Origin of the sequence: Chitinophaga sp. GbtcB8, assembly GCF_019091455.1 — a bacterium.
Taxonomy (GTDB): Bacteria; Bacteroidota; Bacteroidia; order Chitinophagales; family Chitinophagaceae; genus Chitinophaga.
Window position 1 is genome coordinate 129,114 of sequence record NZ_JAGXJN010000008.1, and the last position, 15,564, is coordinate 144,677.

Here is a 15,564-nt window from a genome sequence, read left to right on the forward strand (position 1 = left end):
ATGAAATGAATAAGGAACAAGCAAGGCTGCAGCACAAAGAATGGAAAAAATGGGGCCCGTATGTAACAGACCGGCAGTGGGGAACCGTACGGGAAGATTACAGCGCCGATGGTAATGCCTGGAATTACACCACGCACGATATGGCGCGCAGTAAAGCCTACCGCTGGGGAGAAGAAGGTATTGCCGGCATTTGCGATGACCAGCAGCTGCTCTGTTTTGCCATCGCGCTGTGGAACAAAAAAGACCCCATCATTAAAGAAAGATATTTTGGATTAAACGGACATGAAGGTAACCATGCGGAGGATGTAAAGGAGCTGTATTACTACCTGGATAATACGCCCACGCACGCTTACATGAAAATGCTGTATAAGTACCCGCAGCAGGCATTTCCCTATACACAGCTGCTGGAAGAGAACCGCCGCCGTGGCAAACAGGACCCGGAGTATGAAATAATTGATACCGGCATTTTTGATAACGATGAATACTTTGATGTATTTGTGGAATATGCCAAAGCAGCGCCGGAAGACCTGCTTATAAAGATCACCGTACATAACCGCGCAAAAAATGCTGCGCACCTGCATATCTTACCCACACTGTGGTTCCGCAATACCTGGGACTGGGCGCCGGATAAAAGCCAGCCACTGCTGTCCGGCAACGGGGCAGATGTAATAGACATTGCCCATAAAGACCTGGGCTATTACCAGCTGTATTGCGAAGATGCAGGGGAAATATTATTCACCGATAATGAAACCAATTTTCCGCGTCTGTATAACTACCAGGATGGGAAACGTTTTTATAAAGATGGGATCAATGATTACCTGGTGCACGGCCATGCGGCTGCGGTAAATAATACCCGGCAGGGCACTAAAGCAGCCGCCAATTACGAGGTGACCATTGAAGGCGGCGGCGCTGTCAGCATCCGTTTGCGGTTAATGAAAGGAACGGAGTCACACCCTTTTGCGGATTTTGATGCCCTGTTCAGCACCCGCCTGCAGGAAGCCGATGAATTTTACAGCACGCTGCAAAAAAAGCTCAGCTCAGATGATGAGAAGATGGTGCAGCGCCAGGCCTTTGCCGGTATGTTGTGGAATAAACAGTTCTACTATTACTATGTAGCCCAATGGCTCAAAGGCGATCCCTCACAACCCACGCCGCCTGCGGAGCGGCTGAATGGCCGTAATAAAGAGTGGCAGCACCTGAATAATGAAGATATTATTTCCCTGCCGGATGAATGGGAATACCCCTTGTTTGCCGCCCGGGACCTGGCTTTCCCTTGCATACCCCTGGCTATGATAGATAGCGGGTTTGCCAAAGATCAACTCAGCCTGCTTACCCGCGAATGGTATATGCATCCCAGCGGGGAGCTGCCTGCTTATGAGTGGGCTTTTGGAGATGTGAACCCGCCGGTGCATGCCTGGGCCGCCTACCGTGTGTTTCAGCTGGACCGGGAATATAACGATGGTAAAGAGGATATCTCATTCCTGGAATCAATTTTCCATAAGCTGCTGCTCAATTTTACCTGGGGGAAAAACCGAAAGGAGGCCAATGACAACATAATTTTTGAAGGCGGTTTTTTAGGCCGGGAAAAATTTGGGGGGTTTGACCGTACCGCCCCCCGCCCCCCCGGCGGTTATATTGAGCAGGCAGATGGCACCAGCTGGATGGCCATGTATTGTTTGAATATGCTGCGCATATCGCTGGAGCTGGCCAAACATAATAAGGTGTATGCAGATATGGCTACCAAGTTCTTTGAGCACTTCCTGTACATAGCAGGCGCTATTAGCAGTATTGGGGAGGAAGCCAGCGGGGAAGGCCTGTGGGATGAGGAAGATGGATTTTATTACGACCAGCTGCGTTTTACCAACGACGGGGTTCAGAAAATGAAGGTACGCAGCATGGTGGGCCTTATACCCCTGTTTGCCGTGGCCGTGCTGGATGAAGAGATCTTTGCCACGCAGCCGGAATTTACAGAGCGCCTAAAGTGGTTCCTGAGCTTCCGGCCGGACCTGGCTGGCCTGGTAAGCCGCTGGTATGAGAAGGGCAGCGGGGAAAAACATTTACTAAGCCTGCTGCGGGGGCACCGTATGAAACGCATCTTGCGCCGTATGCTGGATGAAACGGAGTTCCTGAGCGATTATGGCATACGCTCCCTCAGTAAGCATCACGAACAGCACCCCTACGAGTTCTGGCTGGATGGCAACCAGTTTACCGTAGCCTATGCCCCGGGAGAAAGCACTACCGGCATGTTTGGCGGTAACAGTAACTGGCGTGGGCCGGTATGGATGCCGGTGAATTTCCTGATCATTGAAAGCCTGAAACATTTTCACCATTATTACGGGGATGATTTCCGGGTGGAGTACCCTACCCACAGCGGCAATTATTTATGCCTGAAGGAAATAGCAGTGGAGCTAAGCAAGCGCCTGGTGCGGCTGTTCCTGCGTGATGAGCATGGCCGGCGCCCGGCTATGGGAGCTAATGACAAAATGCAGTTTGATCCTCACTTCCGGGATTACCTGCTCTTTTACGAATATTTTCATGGGGATAATGGGCGTGGTGCAGGCGCTGAACACCAGACCGGGTGGACCGGCCTGGTGGTAAAGCTGTTATCTTAAACTATTGCGCATTACGGATGGCAATAGGATCATATCCATAATACTTTTCAAACTCCACGGTAAGTGCCAGCCGGTTACGGTAACCGGTGCGGTAGGCTATGCTATTCAGGCTGGACCGGGTTTGCAGCAGCAGGTCATAGGCCGTCATCATTCTTTGCTGCAGAATAAAATCATCTGCCGGCGTGGCAAACACCTGTTCAAAGGCTGTACGCAGCAAAACCTCCGGGATATTGAACCGCACGGCCAGCTCTTTGCTGGTGAACCTTTCGGGTATATGCGTTTTAATATACTCCAGCACGCGGTGCATGAGCGCTATCTGCGAATCCGGCAGGTGCGCGGGCTCCTGTAAGGATTGCGCATACTGTATGGCAAAATTCTGGTAAAGATCCACACAGCAGCGGTACAGGTAACATTCCGCCTGCATGCCCACATACCGGCAGGATAATAACTTGCTCAGTAATAAAGAGCCTACGAAATTGATCTGGTACGGCTGCTTGTTCACCGGTCCGTTTAAGTGTTCCGTGGACTCTAAGGTAAGTGGTTGCAGGGCCGGGAATTTGGCTACCAGCGCAGGCAGCATAGCCGGTTTTACATTAATGTGAAAGCTGGTGATCCGCTGGCCAACATCCAGTGCAGCGGTATGGAAATCCGCATGCAGGCTAAAGAGGTTCACCTCCTTTTCACTTAGCCGGAAAGGTCCCATGTGGTCGATCATGGCATGGATGGTATCATCGTGCATGTAGTGCAATGCCAGGATATGCTGGCTGGTGTAGGGCCGCAGGATAAAGTACTGACGGGCAAAGATATCATGACCGAATATGGAGAACTCGCCTACTTTAATGTGTTGGGTTAACATATCACAATCATCATCGCGGTAGAAATAAGCGCCGGCATAAGGCATGATCAGCTGCAGGTATTCATCGGGAATATTTTCTGCAGCGGTGTAATTGTGTGTGTCTTCCCGCTCAATGAGCAGCCATTTTTCAGCGGGTTTGTTGAATGCATGTTTTTCCATGGAAAAAGGTGTTTAAACAAATTAATTGGATGTTGTAACACGGAACCATTTCTGCCTGCAGGTTTAAGCTACGTCAGGAAATAGGAGTGATAGCCTTTGCACCGGCTGTTCTGAGGAGTTGGCGCTAAGGTTATCAGAAGCTATTTAGCTGTTTCACATGGGAACAAACAATCAATCAGACGCTATTATTCTGTTAATATACGTAGCATACCGAAAAGGAGATTTTAAAGATCTTATTCCTGACAAAAAAATTATACAACCTGCCGTATCCGGGTTGGACGCGGACAGGAGGGAGGGAAAAGCATGGCGATGGAAAATGGTGTTGTTACAAGGGAAAAGCGTTCCACCTGGAAAGGTAGAACATGCTATATGTTCAAATAACCATAAAGACACCATATAGGTAGTGAACCTAGTTGAGTGTGATAGAAAGTTTGTTAAACGTATTTTATCTCAAAACTTTTACCGGAGCAGTACCCATCCCTTCAGCGTGATGGGTGCCTGCCACCGGTGGGAACAACGGAACCAGGCGTGAGTCGCCTATATATATATAACGAAAGCTAATGGTTCTCTCTGCGTGCGTTACCGGCATTGATATGAAAAACAGTGCATATGTGATACCGTACTTCGTTTATAAAATTCCTTAGAAATGGAGAATTATCGCTTATCCGGGTAGTACTTTCTTCGCATCATTTCCGGACAATCTCACTGGATAATTTTATCGCATATTGCGTAGTGCCTGCGGGGGAATGCCATGGTGTTTTTTAAATGCACGGTTAAAATTGCTGATCTCTGTATAGCCCAGATCATAAGCAATATCCGACAGGTTCTGCTCTGTTGTAGTGATCAGGTAATAGGCCCGCGCCATGCATTGCTTATGCACAAAAGCCGGCAGGCTTATTTTAAACAGGCGCTGGAAATGGCGGCTTAATGTTTTTTCATGCATGTGATTCATAAGCGCCAGCCTGGCCAGTGTATGGTGAATATGCGGATTGGCTTTTACCATTTCCCATATTTTCACCAGCAGCTCCTTATTGGGTATATCGGGTAAGCCATCCAGGTGATCCTGTTCCTTCAGCACTTTGCCATACTGGGTCAGTATTTTAAGAATGCCGGTTTTAAATTCCATCAGCAGGATGCCGCCGGTTTCCTGGCTATGGCGCATAGCATGTAAGGTTTCATACACGTTATAATCTATGAGCGCAGGTAACATCAGCTTGCCTTCATTACTAACCGTCATTACACGGTTCATGAGCTCTGCTATCTCCTCATTGCTTTCTGCCATTTCTTCCAGCCAGGTATATTCCAGCTCCATGTGTAAAGATTCTGCAGGCCCGGCTTCAAACCACGCCTCATTAATGCTGGTAGGCAGGTATATTAAGTTATAACGCTGCGGCTCCAGTGCTACACGTCCAAAACCCTGCACCTCTGCATACACACTGCCTTCCAGCATATGACGTAATGCAATGGTAGGCTCGTTTACAGCAAAGAACAGGTTCACCGGCTGGGTTATCATAAACCGGTAAATATAAATGCGGTAATGTTTGTGCAAAAAGGTTTGGGTCAGAATAGTGCCAAACTTATATTGCCGGTATTGCCTGGTGCCCCAGGGCACCAGGTAGGGGTGAAGATGATCTGGGATAACTATCTCTTGACCCGGATCTTTAATTTGATCAGGCGCAATCAAAACGTTCATTACGTGATGTGGTTGTTATAGATTAGGTTGACTAGAATAACTCACTAAGCAGGTTTATACTAACGTTAATGGGTCCGCTCATACATGGAATTAAACTTCCGATACGTTCGGTTAATGGACGCATTGTTAAAGCAATATTAACTAAAAACTGTTGAATTAGGCCGCAGTACTATTAAATAGCTATAATGGACAAAGTAGTGTATGCGTTACCGTAGTAAAACGGTTACGCCCTTCTTGAATACTTTTTCGCCGGTGTCTTTGTTGGTGTAACTAAGCATCCAGGCATAGGTGCCTATAGGTTGCGGCCTTCCGGATACAGTACCATCCCACTTATGACGCCAGTCGTTGGTTTCAAAAATAAGCTGGCCAAGGCGGTTGAAAATGGAGAATTTGAGATTAATTGCTTTATAACCGTTCAGCGGGTACAGATAATCATTTGTACCATCGCCATTCGGGGTAAAACCTGTAGGTACATCAATATAACAGCTGGCCACGGCTTTAATGAGGTGATAAGCTGTATCAAAACAGTTCATGCTGCTTTGTGCAATAAGCAGCACATTATAATCACGGTCTTCTTTTAACTGCGGATAACTTTGCGGCAAAGGATTCGTTGTTGTGGTAACAATGCCATTCCCAAACTCCCAGCGGTAGCCAATAATATTTTTGCCGGTGCTTTTGTTGGTAAAGGTTGTAGCATCCTGCGGGCATAGTATGTCGGCAGATGCGGTGAAATCTGCATGCAGCTCATTGTCCAATAAAATATCCTGTGAGCTGCTGTCGCTGCATACATCATTGGATACGGTTAGCTGAATGGTATGCGGGCCAAAAACATCATAAGATTTAATGGGGTTTTGCGCATTGCTGAAGGTATTGCCATCAGAGTTCCAGATCCATTTATTTACACTGTTGGCGCCATTGTGTGTTAATGCTACTGTATCATATTCACAATGCAGGCGCATGGTGTAGGTGAAATCCGCATTCACGGTATCGCTGGTATTAAAGGGAAGCGAGGTGCCTGCAGGTGTAGGCTTCCAGCATTCACTTAATAAGGTATTACCGTCACTGCCTGTTTTTAAGGTTACCTGGTAAGCGCCGCCCCGGTAAATAGGGCTGGCAAGCTGCAGGATAACAGTATCTGTAAGCCCGTTGTTGCAAACACCTGCGGCGCTTTGTATGTTAACGGCATTGCTGCCGCTGATGGTAAAATCACTGCCATTGGCTGCAATGGAGCTGCAGCGCACAGGATCGGATAATACCAGCTTTACCTGCTGCGGTTTGCAGCTTACCGGTTCAATATGATCCAGGTAAGAGGGCATTTGCACATCTACCATAAAAGGAGTAACCGGTATGCCTGGACCGGTGGGGGCTGGATTGGAACAGTAATCCAGCAGCGAGTTACCATCTGTACCGTTCTTTAAGCTTATGCTGTAATTGCCGGGCGGTAAGGGCCCGCTGAGGGTTAATATAATGGAGTCCATATCAAACCCATTCACATCACAATTTACACCTGTAGCCCCGGTAATGGTTACCCCTGCGCCGGTTAGTAAAAAGTCGCTGCCATTAGCGGCCAGGCTGTTGCATCGTACTTTTTTATTCAGCTTTACCCCAATACCCGGTACACCGCAATGATAACCTGCATGATCTATTTTCGTGATCTCGGGATCTGTAATGCTGGCGGTGCCGCCGTTAAAAGCAAGATCGTACCCGCTTTGTGAATCGGAAAAATGGCTGATGAGCAGCAGGTACTCATGTCCTCTTTGTATAACAGGCATGGAGCTCCATAAGGGCTGGCCAAAACCGCCACACACCTCATGTGCAGCGCCTGCGCTGGATGCGCCGGTAATGCCATACTCGCCGGACCAGCCGGAAGCTACGAACAGCTGTTTGTTGGTGAACACCTCTCTTAAAGAGCGGTTGGTAACATCAAACAGCTGCCAGTCATAATCTTCTTCCAGGGTATGCGGGGTAATGGTAAAACCCAGGGTGCCGGTGGTGAAACAGGTAAATTTATACCAGAAAGGATTTTTATCAGTGTATGCATCCGGACAGTTAATACCAGGAACAGTTCTGCCGCCGCAGATAGGTACGGATGCCTGTGTAAAGGTTTTGGTACCGCACACCGGGAAAGCTGTTTCCGGAGTTTGCCCATTGGTTGTGCACAACACTGTTTGCGCATATAAGGGCTCCGTAACGAACAATACCAGCAGCAGTGGCAGCAGAAAATATTTCATTTGTATATCAGGTCAGATCAAGCGTTCAACGAGGTTTTAAAAATAAGGATAATTTCCGGGAGAATCCCTGTTATTTGCTAACGTTTGAGGGCGCACGTTAGTTACAAAAAAGAGGTGGAAATATGCAAATATGCAGGTGCACAGATGAAAGACATTCGTCTCAATTCATTTACACATTCACATATTTGCACATCTGCATATTTAATCGGTAATGGGCGTTAGCTCGCCGCGCAGGGGTTGTTCTATCAGGCGTTTGGTGTCTTCCTGGGATAGCTCCTGGCCCAGTACGAACATCAGTTTTGTGATGGCTGCCTCAAACGTCATATCATGGCCGCTTATAACACCTATCTCTTTGAGGTACTGGCTGGTTTCATATTTACCCAGCTCCACGGAGCCGCCATCACACTGTGTAATATCTATTACAATGGCGCCTTTATCAATTACCTTTTTTAAACTTTCAATAAACCAGGGCTGCGTGTTTGCGTTACCGTTACCAAAGGTTTCCAGTATCACACCTTTAAGCCCGGGCACACTAAGCGTAGCTTCCACACACTTGCGGGTAATGCCGGGAAATACTTTCAGCACCGTTACATTATCATCCAGGTGTTTATGCACTTTCAGCGGCTGGTGCGGGTGGGGTAATACGGATTCCCTTTTATATTTAATATCAATGCCTGCTTCGGCCAGGGGCGGATAGTTCATGGAATAGAACGCCTCAAACTTTTCCGCGTTATATTTTTTGGAGCGGTTGCCGCGGAACAGGGAAAAGTCGAAGTAAATACATACCTCCGGTACCATCACATGCCCGTTTTGCCGGGTAGCGGCAATTTCCATGGCAGTAATAATATTTTCCTTGGCATCCGTACGGATCTTACCAATAGGCAGCTGGGAGCCGGTAAGTATTACGGGTTTGGAAAGGTTTTCCAGCATAAAGCTGAGGGCCGATGCAGTAAAGGCCATGGTATCGGAACCATGCAGGATCACAAAACCATCATAGCGGTCATACCGGTCTTCTATAATGCTGGCCAGCTCCACCCATATTTCCGGGTGCATGTCGGATGAGTCAATGGGCGGGTTAAAGGTGTACACGTAAAAATCGATCCCCATCCGGTATAGTTCCGGTAAATTATTACGGATCTCATTAAAACCTATCGGGCGCAATGCTTTCGTCTTTTCGTCGAAGATCATGCCTACCGTGCCGCCCGTGTAAATAATCAGGATTTTACTCATCTCGAAACACCTAAAATTGCCGCAAAGGTATCCACTTATATATTAAATGGATTTGAATAATTTATGGGCATTGCTGCTTGTTATAGCAGCCACTTCCTCAATTTTTAGATGTTTTACATCCGCTACCATTTGCCCTATGAGGGGAATATAGGCGCTTTCGTTCCGTTTGCCCCGGTAGGGCACCGGCGCTAGGTAAGGAGCATCTGTTTCCATTACAATGTGCTGCAGGTCAATTTGTTCTACTATTTTGTCCAGGCCGGATTTCTTGAAGGTCACCACCCCGCCTATGCCCAGGTAAAAGCCCAGGTCTATGACCTCCCTGGCCTCTTCCAGTGTGCCGGAAAAGCAGTGGAATACCCCGCTTAAGCCGCCATCCTGCAAGGCTTTAACATCATCAATACACTCGCGGGTGCTTTCCCGGCTGTGGATCACTACCGGCAGCCGGTAGGCTTTGGCCATTTCCAGCTGCTCCCGGAAGGCCTGGTGCTGCTGGGCGGTAAAGGTTTTATCCCAGTAAAAATCCAGCCCTATCTCGCCTACGGCTATGAAAGGCCGTTTTTCCAGCCACTCCTGCACCCAGGCCATTTCGGCTTTTACATTTTCCGTTACATAACAGGGGTGCAGTCCCATCATGGCAAAACATTGCCCCGGGTATCGGGCTTCCAGGTCCAGCATGCCGGGAATGGAAGCTTCGTCTATATTGGGTAACAGCATTTTATACACCCCGGCTTCCAGGGAGCGGGTTATCATGGCTTCCCGGTCCTGGGCAAATTCCTTACTGTATAAATGGGCGTGCGTATCTATCCACTGCATAACGTATAATTAACAAATGATATATTAATATTAAGTAGGAAATAATTAAATTTGTTATATTTTTAATATCTGATTAAACCTCGGCACAAAGTTAAAGTCCTAAAAAAAACTATCCTATCATGAAAAATTTTTGTTTTAACCGCATCTTAGCCGCTGTGTTGATACTGCTAGCTACTGCTACGATCTTCTTTGCGTGTAGCAAGAGCACTGAAGCAACACCCGATACCAACGCAAACGATAACAAAGCCCTGGCTGCAGCCTCTTACGAAGCCCAGGCAAGCACCCTGTACGACGATCTTTTTGATGTGACTTTAGCTGTTGGTGATGAGCAGGGCCTTAACACCAGTGGCCGTAAGGCAACCAGTACACCCGGCCAGTTTAAGCTGGGAGCTTGTTATAAATTTGACATTGATGACGTTACTATAGATAAATGGCCTAAAACCCTGACCCTGGACTTTGGTACCGGTTGTACAGGTACAGACGGCCGCGTACGTGCCGGTAAAGTGATCATCACTATCAGCAATTACATTATGAAGCCGGGTGCCATCATTAATATTACCCTGGATGGTTATTCAGTGAACCTGGTACAGCTGCAAGGTACAAAGGTGATCACCAACCAAAGCAGCGGCACTACCTTTAAATACAGCACCAAAGTGACCGACGGCGTTATTAAGCTGGATACCCTGACCTTTGGCTATAGCTGCGAAAAAGTTATTACCCAGGTAGAAGGCGGCAACACACCGTTTGTAACTGAAGACGATTCTTACAGCGGTACCGGTACTGCCAGCTTGACTTACCCTGGTGGCACTGTTGTTACCTACACTACCAAAGAGCCGCTGATCAAAGCTTTGAAATGCGCCTGGATAGGTAAAGGTAAAGCTGATGTTACTTTTGACCAGGTAACTGCTACCATTGATTATGGCGCCGGCATCTGCGATGATTCCGCTACCGTAAACATTGGCGATAAAGTGAAAGGCATAATATTGCCGAGATAATGAATTCAATTACGAATTGTAATTACGAATTACGAAATGCGAAGCATTCACGAATGCCATTGAAAATAAATTATGATATGAGTAATTGGAATGCAGCAGAGATTGAGAAGGGATTGATTTGTAATTAACAATAAAATAGTTCAATAAAAAGCAGAAGGTTTGAAGTTAAAGGCAATTATGCCCGCTTCAAACCTTCCGCTTTTGTATTCTGAATACTACGAATTACTATTGATATGAAGTAATTCCAATCATTCGTAATTACTCATATCATAATTACTTTCAATGGCATTCTCCGCTTGGCGGGGCAGGCTGTGTGCCGCTTTGGGCGGGATGGTAATTGACAATTCGTAATTCCTTCTACTTCCCCAGCGGAATCGCTTCCATGCCCCATTGCTGTTTTTTACAGAACTCCAGCACACGGGGAAGGGCATACGAAAGCCGGTCCCAGGCTTTGGTGCTGTCATGAAATACAACAATAGAGCCCGGCTTGGTTTTAAACACTACATTCTGCACACAGGCCTCTCCATTAATGGCTGTATCAAAATCCCCGCTTAACACATCCCACATAATTACCTGCGCCTGCGGGATCTTATTTTTCAATGCTTTTATCTGGAAAGGGGTAATGCGCCCATAAGGCGGGCGGAACAAAGGTGAATCAATGTACTGCCGGGCTTCCAGAATATTCTGGATATAAGTATCTGTACCGGTTTTCCAGCCATTGAGGTGCTGGTGGGTATGGTTGCCCACGGTGTGCCCCTCTTCCAGCAGCTGCTGATAAATTTGCGGATACTCCTTTACGTTCTTGCCTATGCAAAAAAAGGTGCCTTTGGCATTGTACTTCTTTAGCTGTTCCAGCACAAAAGGCGTGGCCTGCGGATGCGGGCCATCATCAAAAGTAAGGTACACCGCTTGTTTGGCCGGTGAAAGGTGCCAGGTGCAGCTCCTATACAGGGCTTTCAGGATGCCGGGCGTTTTGGTCAGGTAGAACATACAGTTGTAGTTTGCAGCCAGTGGCAAGTTAAGGATTAGTTGGCAGTTGCAAGTGGATAGTCAGAAGCAAGTTAGTTATTAGTGGGCCCACTAAAGACTGCCAACTAATTATTAACTTGCGCCTATGGAACACCAAAAAGTAAGAGTACGTTTTGCCCCCAGCCCTACCGGTGGCCTGCACCTGGGTGGGGTGCGCACGGTTTTATTCAATTCTGTGTTTGCCAGGAAACATAAAGGCGACTTTGTGCTGCGTATAGAAGATACAGACCAGACCCGTTATGTGGAAGGTGCAGAAGAATATATTCTGGAATGCCTGCGCTGGTGTGGTTTAAATGCTGATGAAGGACCGCATGTGGGCGGCCCTTATGGGCCCTACCGGCAAAGCGAACGTAAAGCGCAGTACCGCCAGTATGCTGAGCAGCTGGTGAAAGACGGTTATGCCTATTACGCGTTTGACACACCGGAAGAGCTGGATGAAATGCGTACCCGCCTGAAAACGGAAGAGAATCCATCCCCGCAATATAATCACATTGTACGCACGCATATGCGCAACTCCCTGCGCCTGCTGCCGGAAGAAACTGCTGCTTTATTAGCGTCCGGTACCCCGCATGTGATCCGCATTAAAATGCCCGCCAATGAAGAAATATCTTTTACAGATATGATCCGCGGCGACGTACATTTTAATACCGGCACCGTAGATGATAAAGTGCTGCTGAAAGCAGACGGTATGCCTACCTATCACCTGGCCGTGGTGGTGGATGATTATTTAATGAAGATCAGCCATGCATTCCGTGGAGAAGAATGGCTGCCCTCCGCCCCTGTGCATATTATGCTGTGGCGTTACCTGGGCTGGCAGAACCATATGCCGCAATGGGCGCACCTGCCGCTGATCTTACGCCCGGATGGGAATGGTAAGCTCAGCAAACGGGATGGCGATCGTTTAGGCTTCCCCGTATATGCCATGAACTGGAAGGATCCCCGCAGCGGTGATTTTACCAAAGGTTTCCGCGAAATGGGTTACCTGCCGGAAGCATTTGTGAATATGCTGGCTATGCTGGGCTGGAATGATGGTACGGAACAGGAATTGTTCACTATAGACGAGCTGATAGAAAAGTTCTCTATGGAACGCGTACACCATGCCGGCGCCAAATTCAATATTGAAAAGGCCAACTGGTTCAACCATCAGTATATTGTAAAGGCCGGTAACCAGCGCCTGGCGCAGCTGTTTATGCCCGTTCTGAAGGAGAAAGGTGTACAGGCTTCTGAAGAATATGTAGCTATCATTGCAGGATTGGTAAAAGAGCGCTGCAACCTGGTCAATGAAATATGGGATCATGGTTTCTTCTTTTTCCAGCAGCCGGAGAATTATGACCTTAGCCCCGTAAAACCCAAGTGGAATGCGGATAAACGCCAGTTCTTCCTGGACTGGGCTTCTGTGCTGGAAACCCTGTCTGATTTTTCTTTACATTCTGTAGAGGAAAGTTTTAAACAGCTGGCCACTTCCATGAATATTAAAGTAGGAGAGCTGCAGCTGCCTTTCCGCATTATGCTGTGCGGTGGTAAGTTTGGGCCGCCGGTATTTAATATTGCTGAAACATTGGGCAAACATGAAACCATTGCAAGGATCATGAAGGCGCTGACATTACTGGATGCTTAAAGTGTGCACCCTTAAAGGCGTGGCGCACATCTCAAATAAAAAAACGCTCCGAAGGTATTACCTCCGGAGCGTTTCATTTATAAAACTATTCCTTAACCTTTTTGGCTTCCTTGGCCCAGGTATCCTTCAAGGTTACTGTGCGGTTCAGCACCAGCTTTTCAGGCGTGGTATCCGGATCTACGCAGAAATAACCTTTGCGCAGGAACTGGAAACGGTCGCCGGGTTTGGCGCTGGCCAGCGCTGGCTCTATCAGCGCATTCTCCACAACCTGTAAAGAATCCGGGTTAATGTAAGATTTAAAATCACCATCCTCGTTGTTCGGATCATCTACTTTAAACAGGCGGTCGTACAGGCGCACTTCTGCTTTGGCGGCATGCGCTGCGCTTACCCAGTGAATGGTGCCTTTTACGGTAAGGCCGCTGCTATCGCCACCACTGCGGCTTTCCGGCAGGTAAGAGCAGTAGACGGTGGTAATATTGCCATCCGCATCCTTATCAAAGCTATCACATTTGATGATGTAGGCATACTTCAGGCGTACCATATTGCCGGGTCCCAGGCGGAAGAATTTCTTGGGAGGATCCTCCATAAAATCATCCCGCTCTATGTACAGCGTATTGCTGAAAGGAAGGGTGCGGGTACCGGCGCTTTCATCTTCCGGGTTATTCTCTGCCTGCAGCTCTTCTACCTGTCCTTCCGGGTAGTTGGTGATCACCAGCTTCAGGGGATCAGTTACTACCATTACTCGGTTGGCAGTACGGTTCAGCTCTTCGCGGATGAAGTATTCCAGCAGGCTTACTTCGATCAGGTTATCCCGTTTCTGGATACCTATACGGTCGCAGAAGGTGCGGATGCTGGCCGGTGTAAAACCACGGCGGCGCAGGGCGCTGATGGTAGGCATGCGGGGATCGTCCCAGCCGCGAACAAAACCATCTTTTACCAGCTGCTTCAGTTTTCGTTTGCTCATCACCGTATAGTTCAGGTTCAGGCGGGCAAACTCATACTGATGGGAAGGGAAGATCTCCAGCTTCTCAATAAACCAGTCGTACAGCGGGCGATGCGGTATAAACTCCAGCGTACATACGGAGTGGGTAATATGTTCTATGCTATCGCTTTGGCCGTGCGCAAAATCGTACATGGGATAACGGCACCATTTATCGCCGGTACGGTGGTGATGTGCATGTTTAATGCGGTCCATAATAGGGTCGCGCATGTGCATGTTGGGCGATGCCATATCTACTTTGGCCCGCAGCACTTTGGCGCCGTCCTTGAACTCACCGTTCTTCATTTTTTCAAACAGCTGCAGGTTCTCTTCCACGCTGCGGCTACGGTAAGGGCTATCTTTTCCCGGTTCAGTAGGCGTGCCTTTCATGGCCGCTATTTCCTCCGCAGTAGAATCGTCCACATAAGCCAGCCCTTTTTTAATGAGGGCTACTGCAAAATTGTATATCTGGTCAAAATAGTCGGATGCATACAGTTCGTTGGCCCATTCAAACCCCAGCCATTTAATGTCGGCCTTAATGGAATCCACGTATTCCGTATCTTCTGTTACCGGGTTGGTATCGTCAAAACGCAGGTTGGTTTGCCCGTTGTATTTCTGGGCCAGCCCAAAGTTGAGACATATAGATTTGGCGTGCCCAATGTGCAGGTACCCATTGGGTTCCGGCGGGAAACGGGTATGCACCCGGCCGCCATTAGCGCCTTTTGCGAGATCTTCTTCTATGATCTGTTCTAAAAAGTTGAGAGATCTTTCTTCACTCATATTAAACCGGTTGTAATTTTACGGATAGCAAAGGTAAGCAAAATTGGCCCATGGTCCATGGACGTGGACCATCATCCAAAAAACACTACATTTACCCCTCAATATCTTATACACCAAATGGTCAACCCTTTGAAACGCCCGTTGCGGGTACTGGTAGCTAAAGTGGGCCTGGACGGCCATGACCGCGGGGCCAAGGTAATAGCCGCTGCCCTGCGCGATGCCGGTATGGAAGTTATTTACACCGGCCTGCGCCAAACCCCGGAAATGGTGGTGAGCGCCGCCCTGCAGGAAGATGTGGACGCCATTGGCATCAGCATACTCTCCGGCGCTCATATGACCGTGTTTCCACGTATTATATCCCTCATGAAAGAAAAGGGTATGGATGATGTGCTGCTTACCGGCGGCGGTATTATTCCCGATACCGACATGCAGGCCCTGCAGCAGCTAGGCATAGGCAAGCTGTTCCCCCCGGGCACGCATACACAGGAAATAGCCAGCTATATTTCCGGCTGGGTAGCGGAGCACAGAAATTTTTAAAGCTTGCAACCTTTTCCACGGTCATTCGTCTT

11 protein-coding genes are annotated in these 15,564 nt (G+C 48.1%); 4 read left to right on the forward strand and 7 right to left on the reverse strand.

The window, feature by feature from the left end:
* The first annotated feature begins 5 nt into the window (after window positions 1-5).
* Window positions 6-2,612: a glucosidase gene (locus tag KVT36_RS10455; RefSeq protein ID WP_217603437.1), complete on the forward strand. Its 2,607-nt coding sequence runs from the start codon at window positions 6-8 to the stop codon at window positions 2,610-2,612.
* A 1-nt stretch (window position 2,613) separates the two neighbouring features.
* Here the strand turns inward: KVT36_RS10455 and KVT36_RS10460 are convergent, their stop codons facing one another.
* The 5 genes from KVT36_RS10460 to KVT36_RS10480 all read right to left on the reverse strand — a co-directional run bounded on the left by KVT36_RS10460 (window position 2,614) and on the right by KVT36_RS10480 (window position 9,594).
* Window positions 2,614-3,627, reverse strand: coding sequence for an AraC family transcriptional regulator (locus tag KVT36_RS10460; RefSeq protein WP_217603438.1), 1,014 nt, complete (start codon window positions 3,625-3,627; stop codon window positions 2,614-2,616).
* Between the two features lie 715 nt (window positions 3,628-4,342).
* Entirely contained in the window at window positions 4,343-5,320 is a 978-nt protein-coding gene (locus KVT36_RS10465; RefSeq protein ID WP_217603439.1) for an AraC family transcriptional regulator, read from the reverse strand.
* A 206-nt stretch (window positions 5,321-5,526) separates the two neighbouring features.
* The gene (locus KVT36_RS10470) at window positions 5,527-7,551 is read right to left on the reverse strand and encodes a gliding motility-associated C-terminal domain-containing protein (protein WP_217603440.1); all 2,025 of its coding nucleotides are present in this window, start codon (window positions 7,549-7,551) and stop codon (window positions 5,527-5,529) included.
* A 201-nt stretch (window positions 7,552-7,752) separates the two neighbouring features.
* Window positions 7,753-8,781, reverse strand: coding sequence for an asparaginase (locus KVT36_RS10475; RefSeq protein ID WP_217603441.1), 1,029 nt, complete (start codon window positions 8,779-8,781; stop codon window positions 7,753-7,755).
* A gap of 42 nt (window positions 8,782-8,823) precedes the next feature.
* Window positions 8,824-9,594, reverse strand: a complete 771-nt coding sequence (locus tag KVT36_RS10480) for a TatD family hydrolase (protein WP_217603442.1) — start codon at window positions 9,592-9,594, stop codon at window positions 8,824-8,826.
* 119 nt (window positions 9,595-9,713) lie between these two features.
* Here KVT36_RS10480 and KVT36_RS10485 point away from each other — a divergent pair, with 119 nt between their 5' ends.
* On the forward strand, window positions 9,714-10,589 hold the full coding sequence (locus KVT36_RS10485) for a hypothetical protein (protein WP_217603443.1): 876 nt from the start codon (window positions 9,714-9,716) through the stop codon (window positions 10,587-10,589).
* 357 nt (window positions 10,590-10,946) lie between these two features.
* On the opposite strand, the gene KVT36_RS10490 is transcribed toward KVT36_RS10485, so the two are convergent.
* Window positions 10,947-11,579 carry a polysaccharide deacetylase family protein gene (locus tag KVT36_RS10490; RefSeq protein ID WP_217603444.1) on the reverse strand — a complete coding sequence of 211 codons (633 nt, stop codon included), beginning with the start codon at window positions 11,577-11,579 and terminating at the stop codon, window positions 10,947-10,949.
* Between the two features lie 124 nt (window positions 11,580-11,703).
* Here KVT36_RS10490 and gltX point away from each other — a divergent pair, with 124 nt between their 5' ends.
* Window positions 11,704-13,236, forward strand: a complete 1,533-nt coding sequence (gene gltX / locus KVT36_RS10495) for a glutamate--tRNA ligase (RefSeq protein WP_217603445.1) — start codon at window positions 11,704-11,706, stop codon at window positions 13,234-13,236.
* A gap of 85 nt (window positions 13,237-13,321) precedes the next feature.
* Here gltX and KVT36_RS10500 read toward each other — a convergent pair whose 3' ends face one another.
* A complete protein-coding gene (locus tag KVT36_RS10500; protein ID WP_217603446.1) occupies window positions 13,322-14,995 on the reverse strand; it encodes a glutamine--tRNA ligase/YqeY domain fusion protein in 1,674 nt (557 codons plus the stop codon).
* A gap of 129 nt (window positions 14,996-15,124) precedes the next feature.
* On the opposite strand from KVT36_RS10500, the gene KVT36_RS10505 reads away from it, so the two are divergent.
* A complete protein-coding gene (locus KVT36_RS10505) occupies window positions 15,125-15,532 on the forward strand; it encodes a cobalamin B12-binding domain-containing protein (protein ID WP_254639943.1) in 408 nt (135 codons plus the stop codon).
* Window positions 15,533-15,564: the final 32 nt, after the last annotated feature.

Excerpts from the sequence above, each read along its gene's own strand:
- KVT36_RS10455 (WP_217603437.1), top strand. The coding sequence starts at position 6 with ATGAATAAGGAACAAGCAAGGCTGCAGCACAAAGAATGGAAAAAATGG.
- KVT36_RS10460 (WP_217603438.1), bottom strand. The coding sequence starts at position 3,627 with ATGGAAAAACATGCATTCAACAAACCCGCTGAAAAATGGCTGCTCATT.
- KVT36_RS10465 (WP_217603439.1), bottom strand. The coding sequence starts at position 5,320 with ATGAACGTTTTGATTGCGCCTGATCAAATTAAAGATCCGGGTCAAGAG.
- KVT36_RS10470 (WP_217603440.1), bottom strand. The coding sequence starts at position 7,551 with ATGAAATATTTTCTGCTGCCACTGCTGCTGGTATTGTTCGTTACGGAG.
- KVT36_RS10475 (WP_217603441.1), bottom strand. The coding sequence starts at position 8,781 with ATGAGTAAAATCCTGATTATTTACACGGGCGGCACGGTAGGCATGATC.
- KVT36_RS10480 (WP_217603442.1), bottom strand. The coding sequence starts at position 9,594 with ATGCAGTGGATAGATACGCACGCCCATTTATACAGTAAGGAATTTGCC.
- KVT36_RS10485 (WP_217603443.1), top strand. The coding sequence starts at position 9,714 with ATGAAAAATTTTTGTTTTAACCGCATCTTAGCCGCTGTGTTGATACTG.
- KVT36_RS10490 (WP_217603444.1), bottom strand. The coding sequence starts at position 11,579 with ATGTTCTACCTGACCAAAACGCCCGGCATCCTGAAAGCCCTGTATAGG.
- gltX (WP_217603445.1), top strand. The coding sequence starts at position 11,704 with ATGGAACACCAAAAAGTAAGAGTACGTTTTGCCCCCAGCCCTACCGGT.
- KVT36_RS10500 (WP_217603446.1), bottom strand. The coding sequence starts at position 14,995 with ATGAGTGAAGAAAGATCTCTCAACTTTTTAGAACAGATCATAGAAGAA.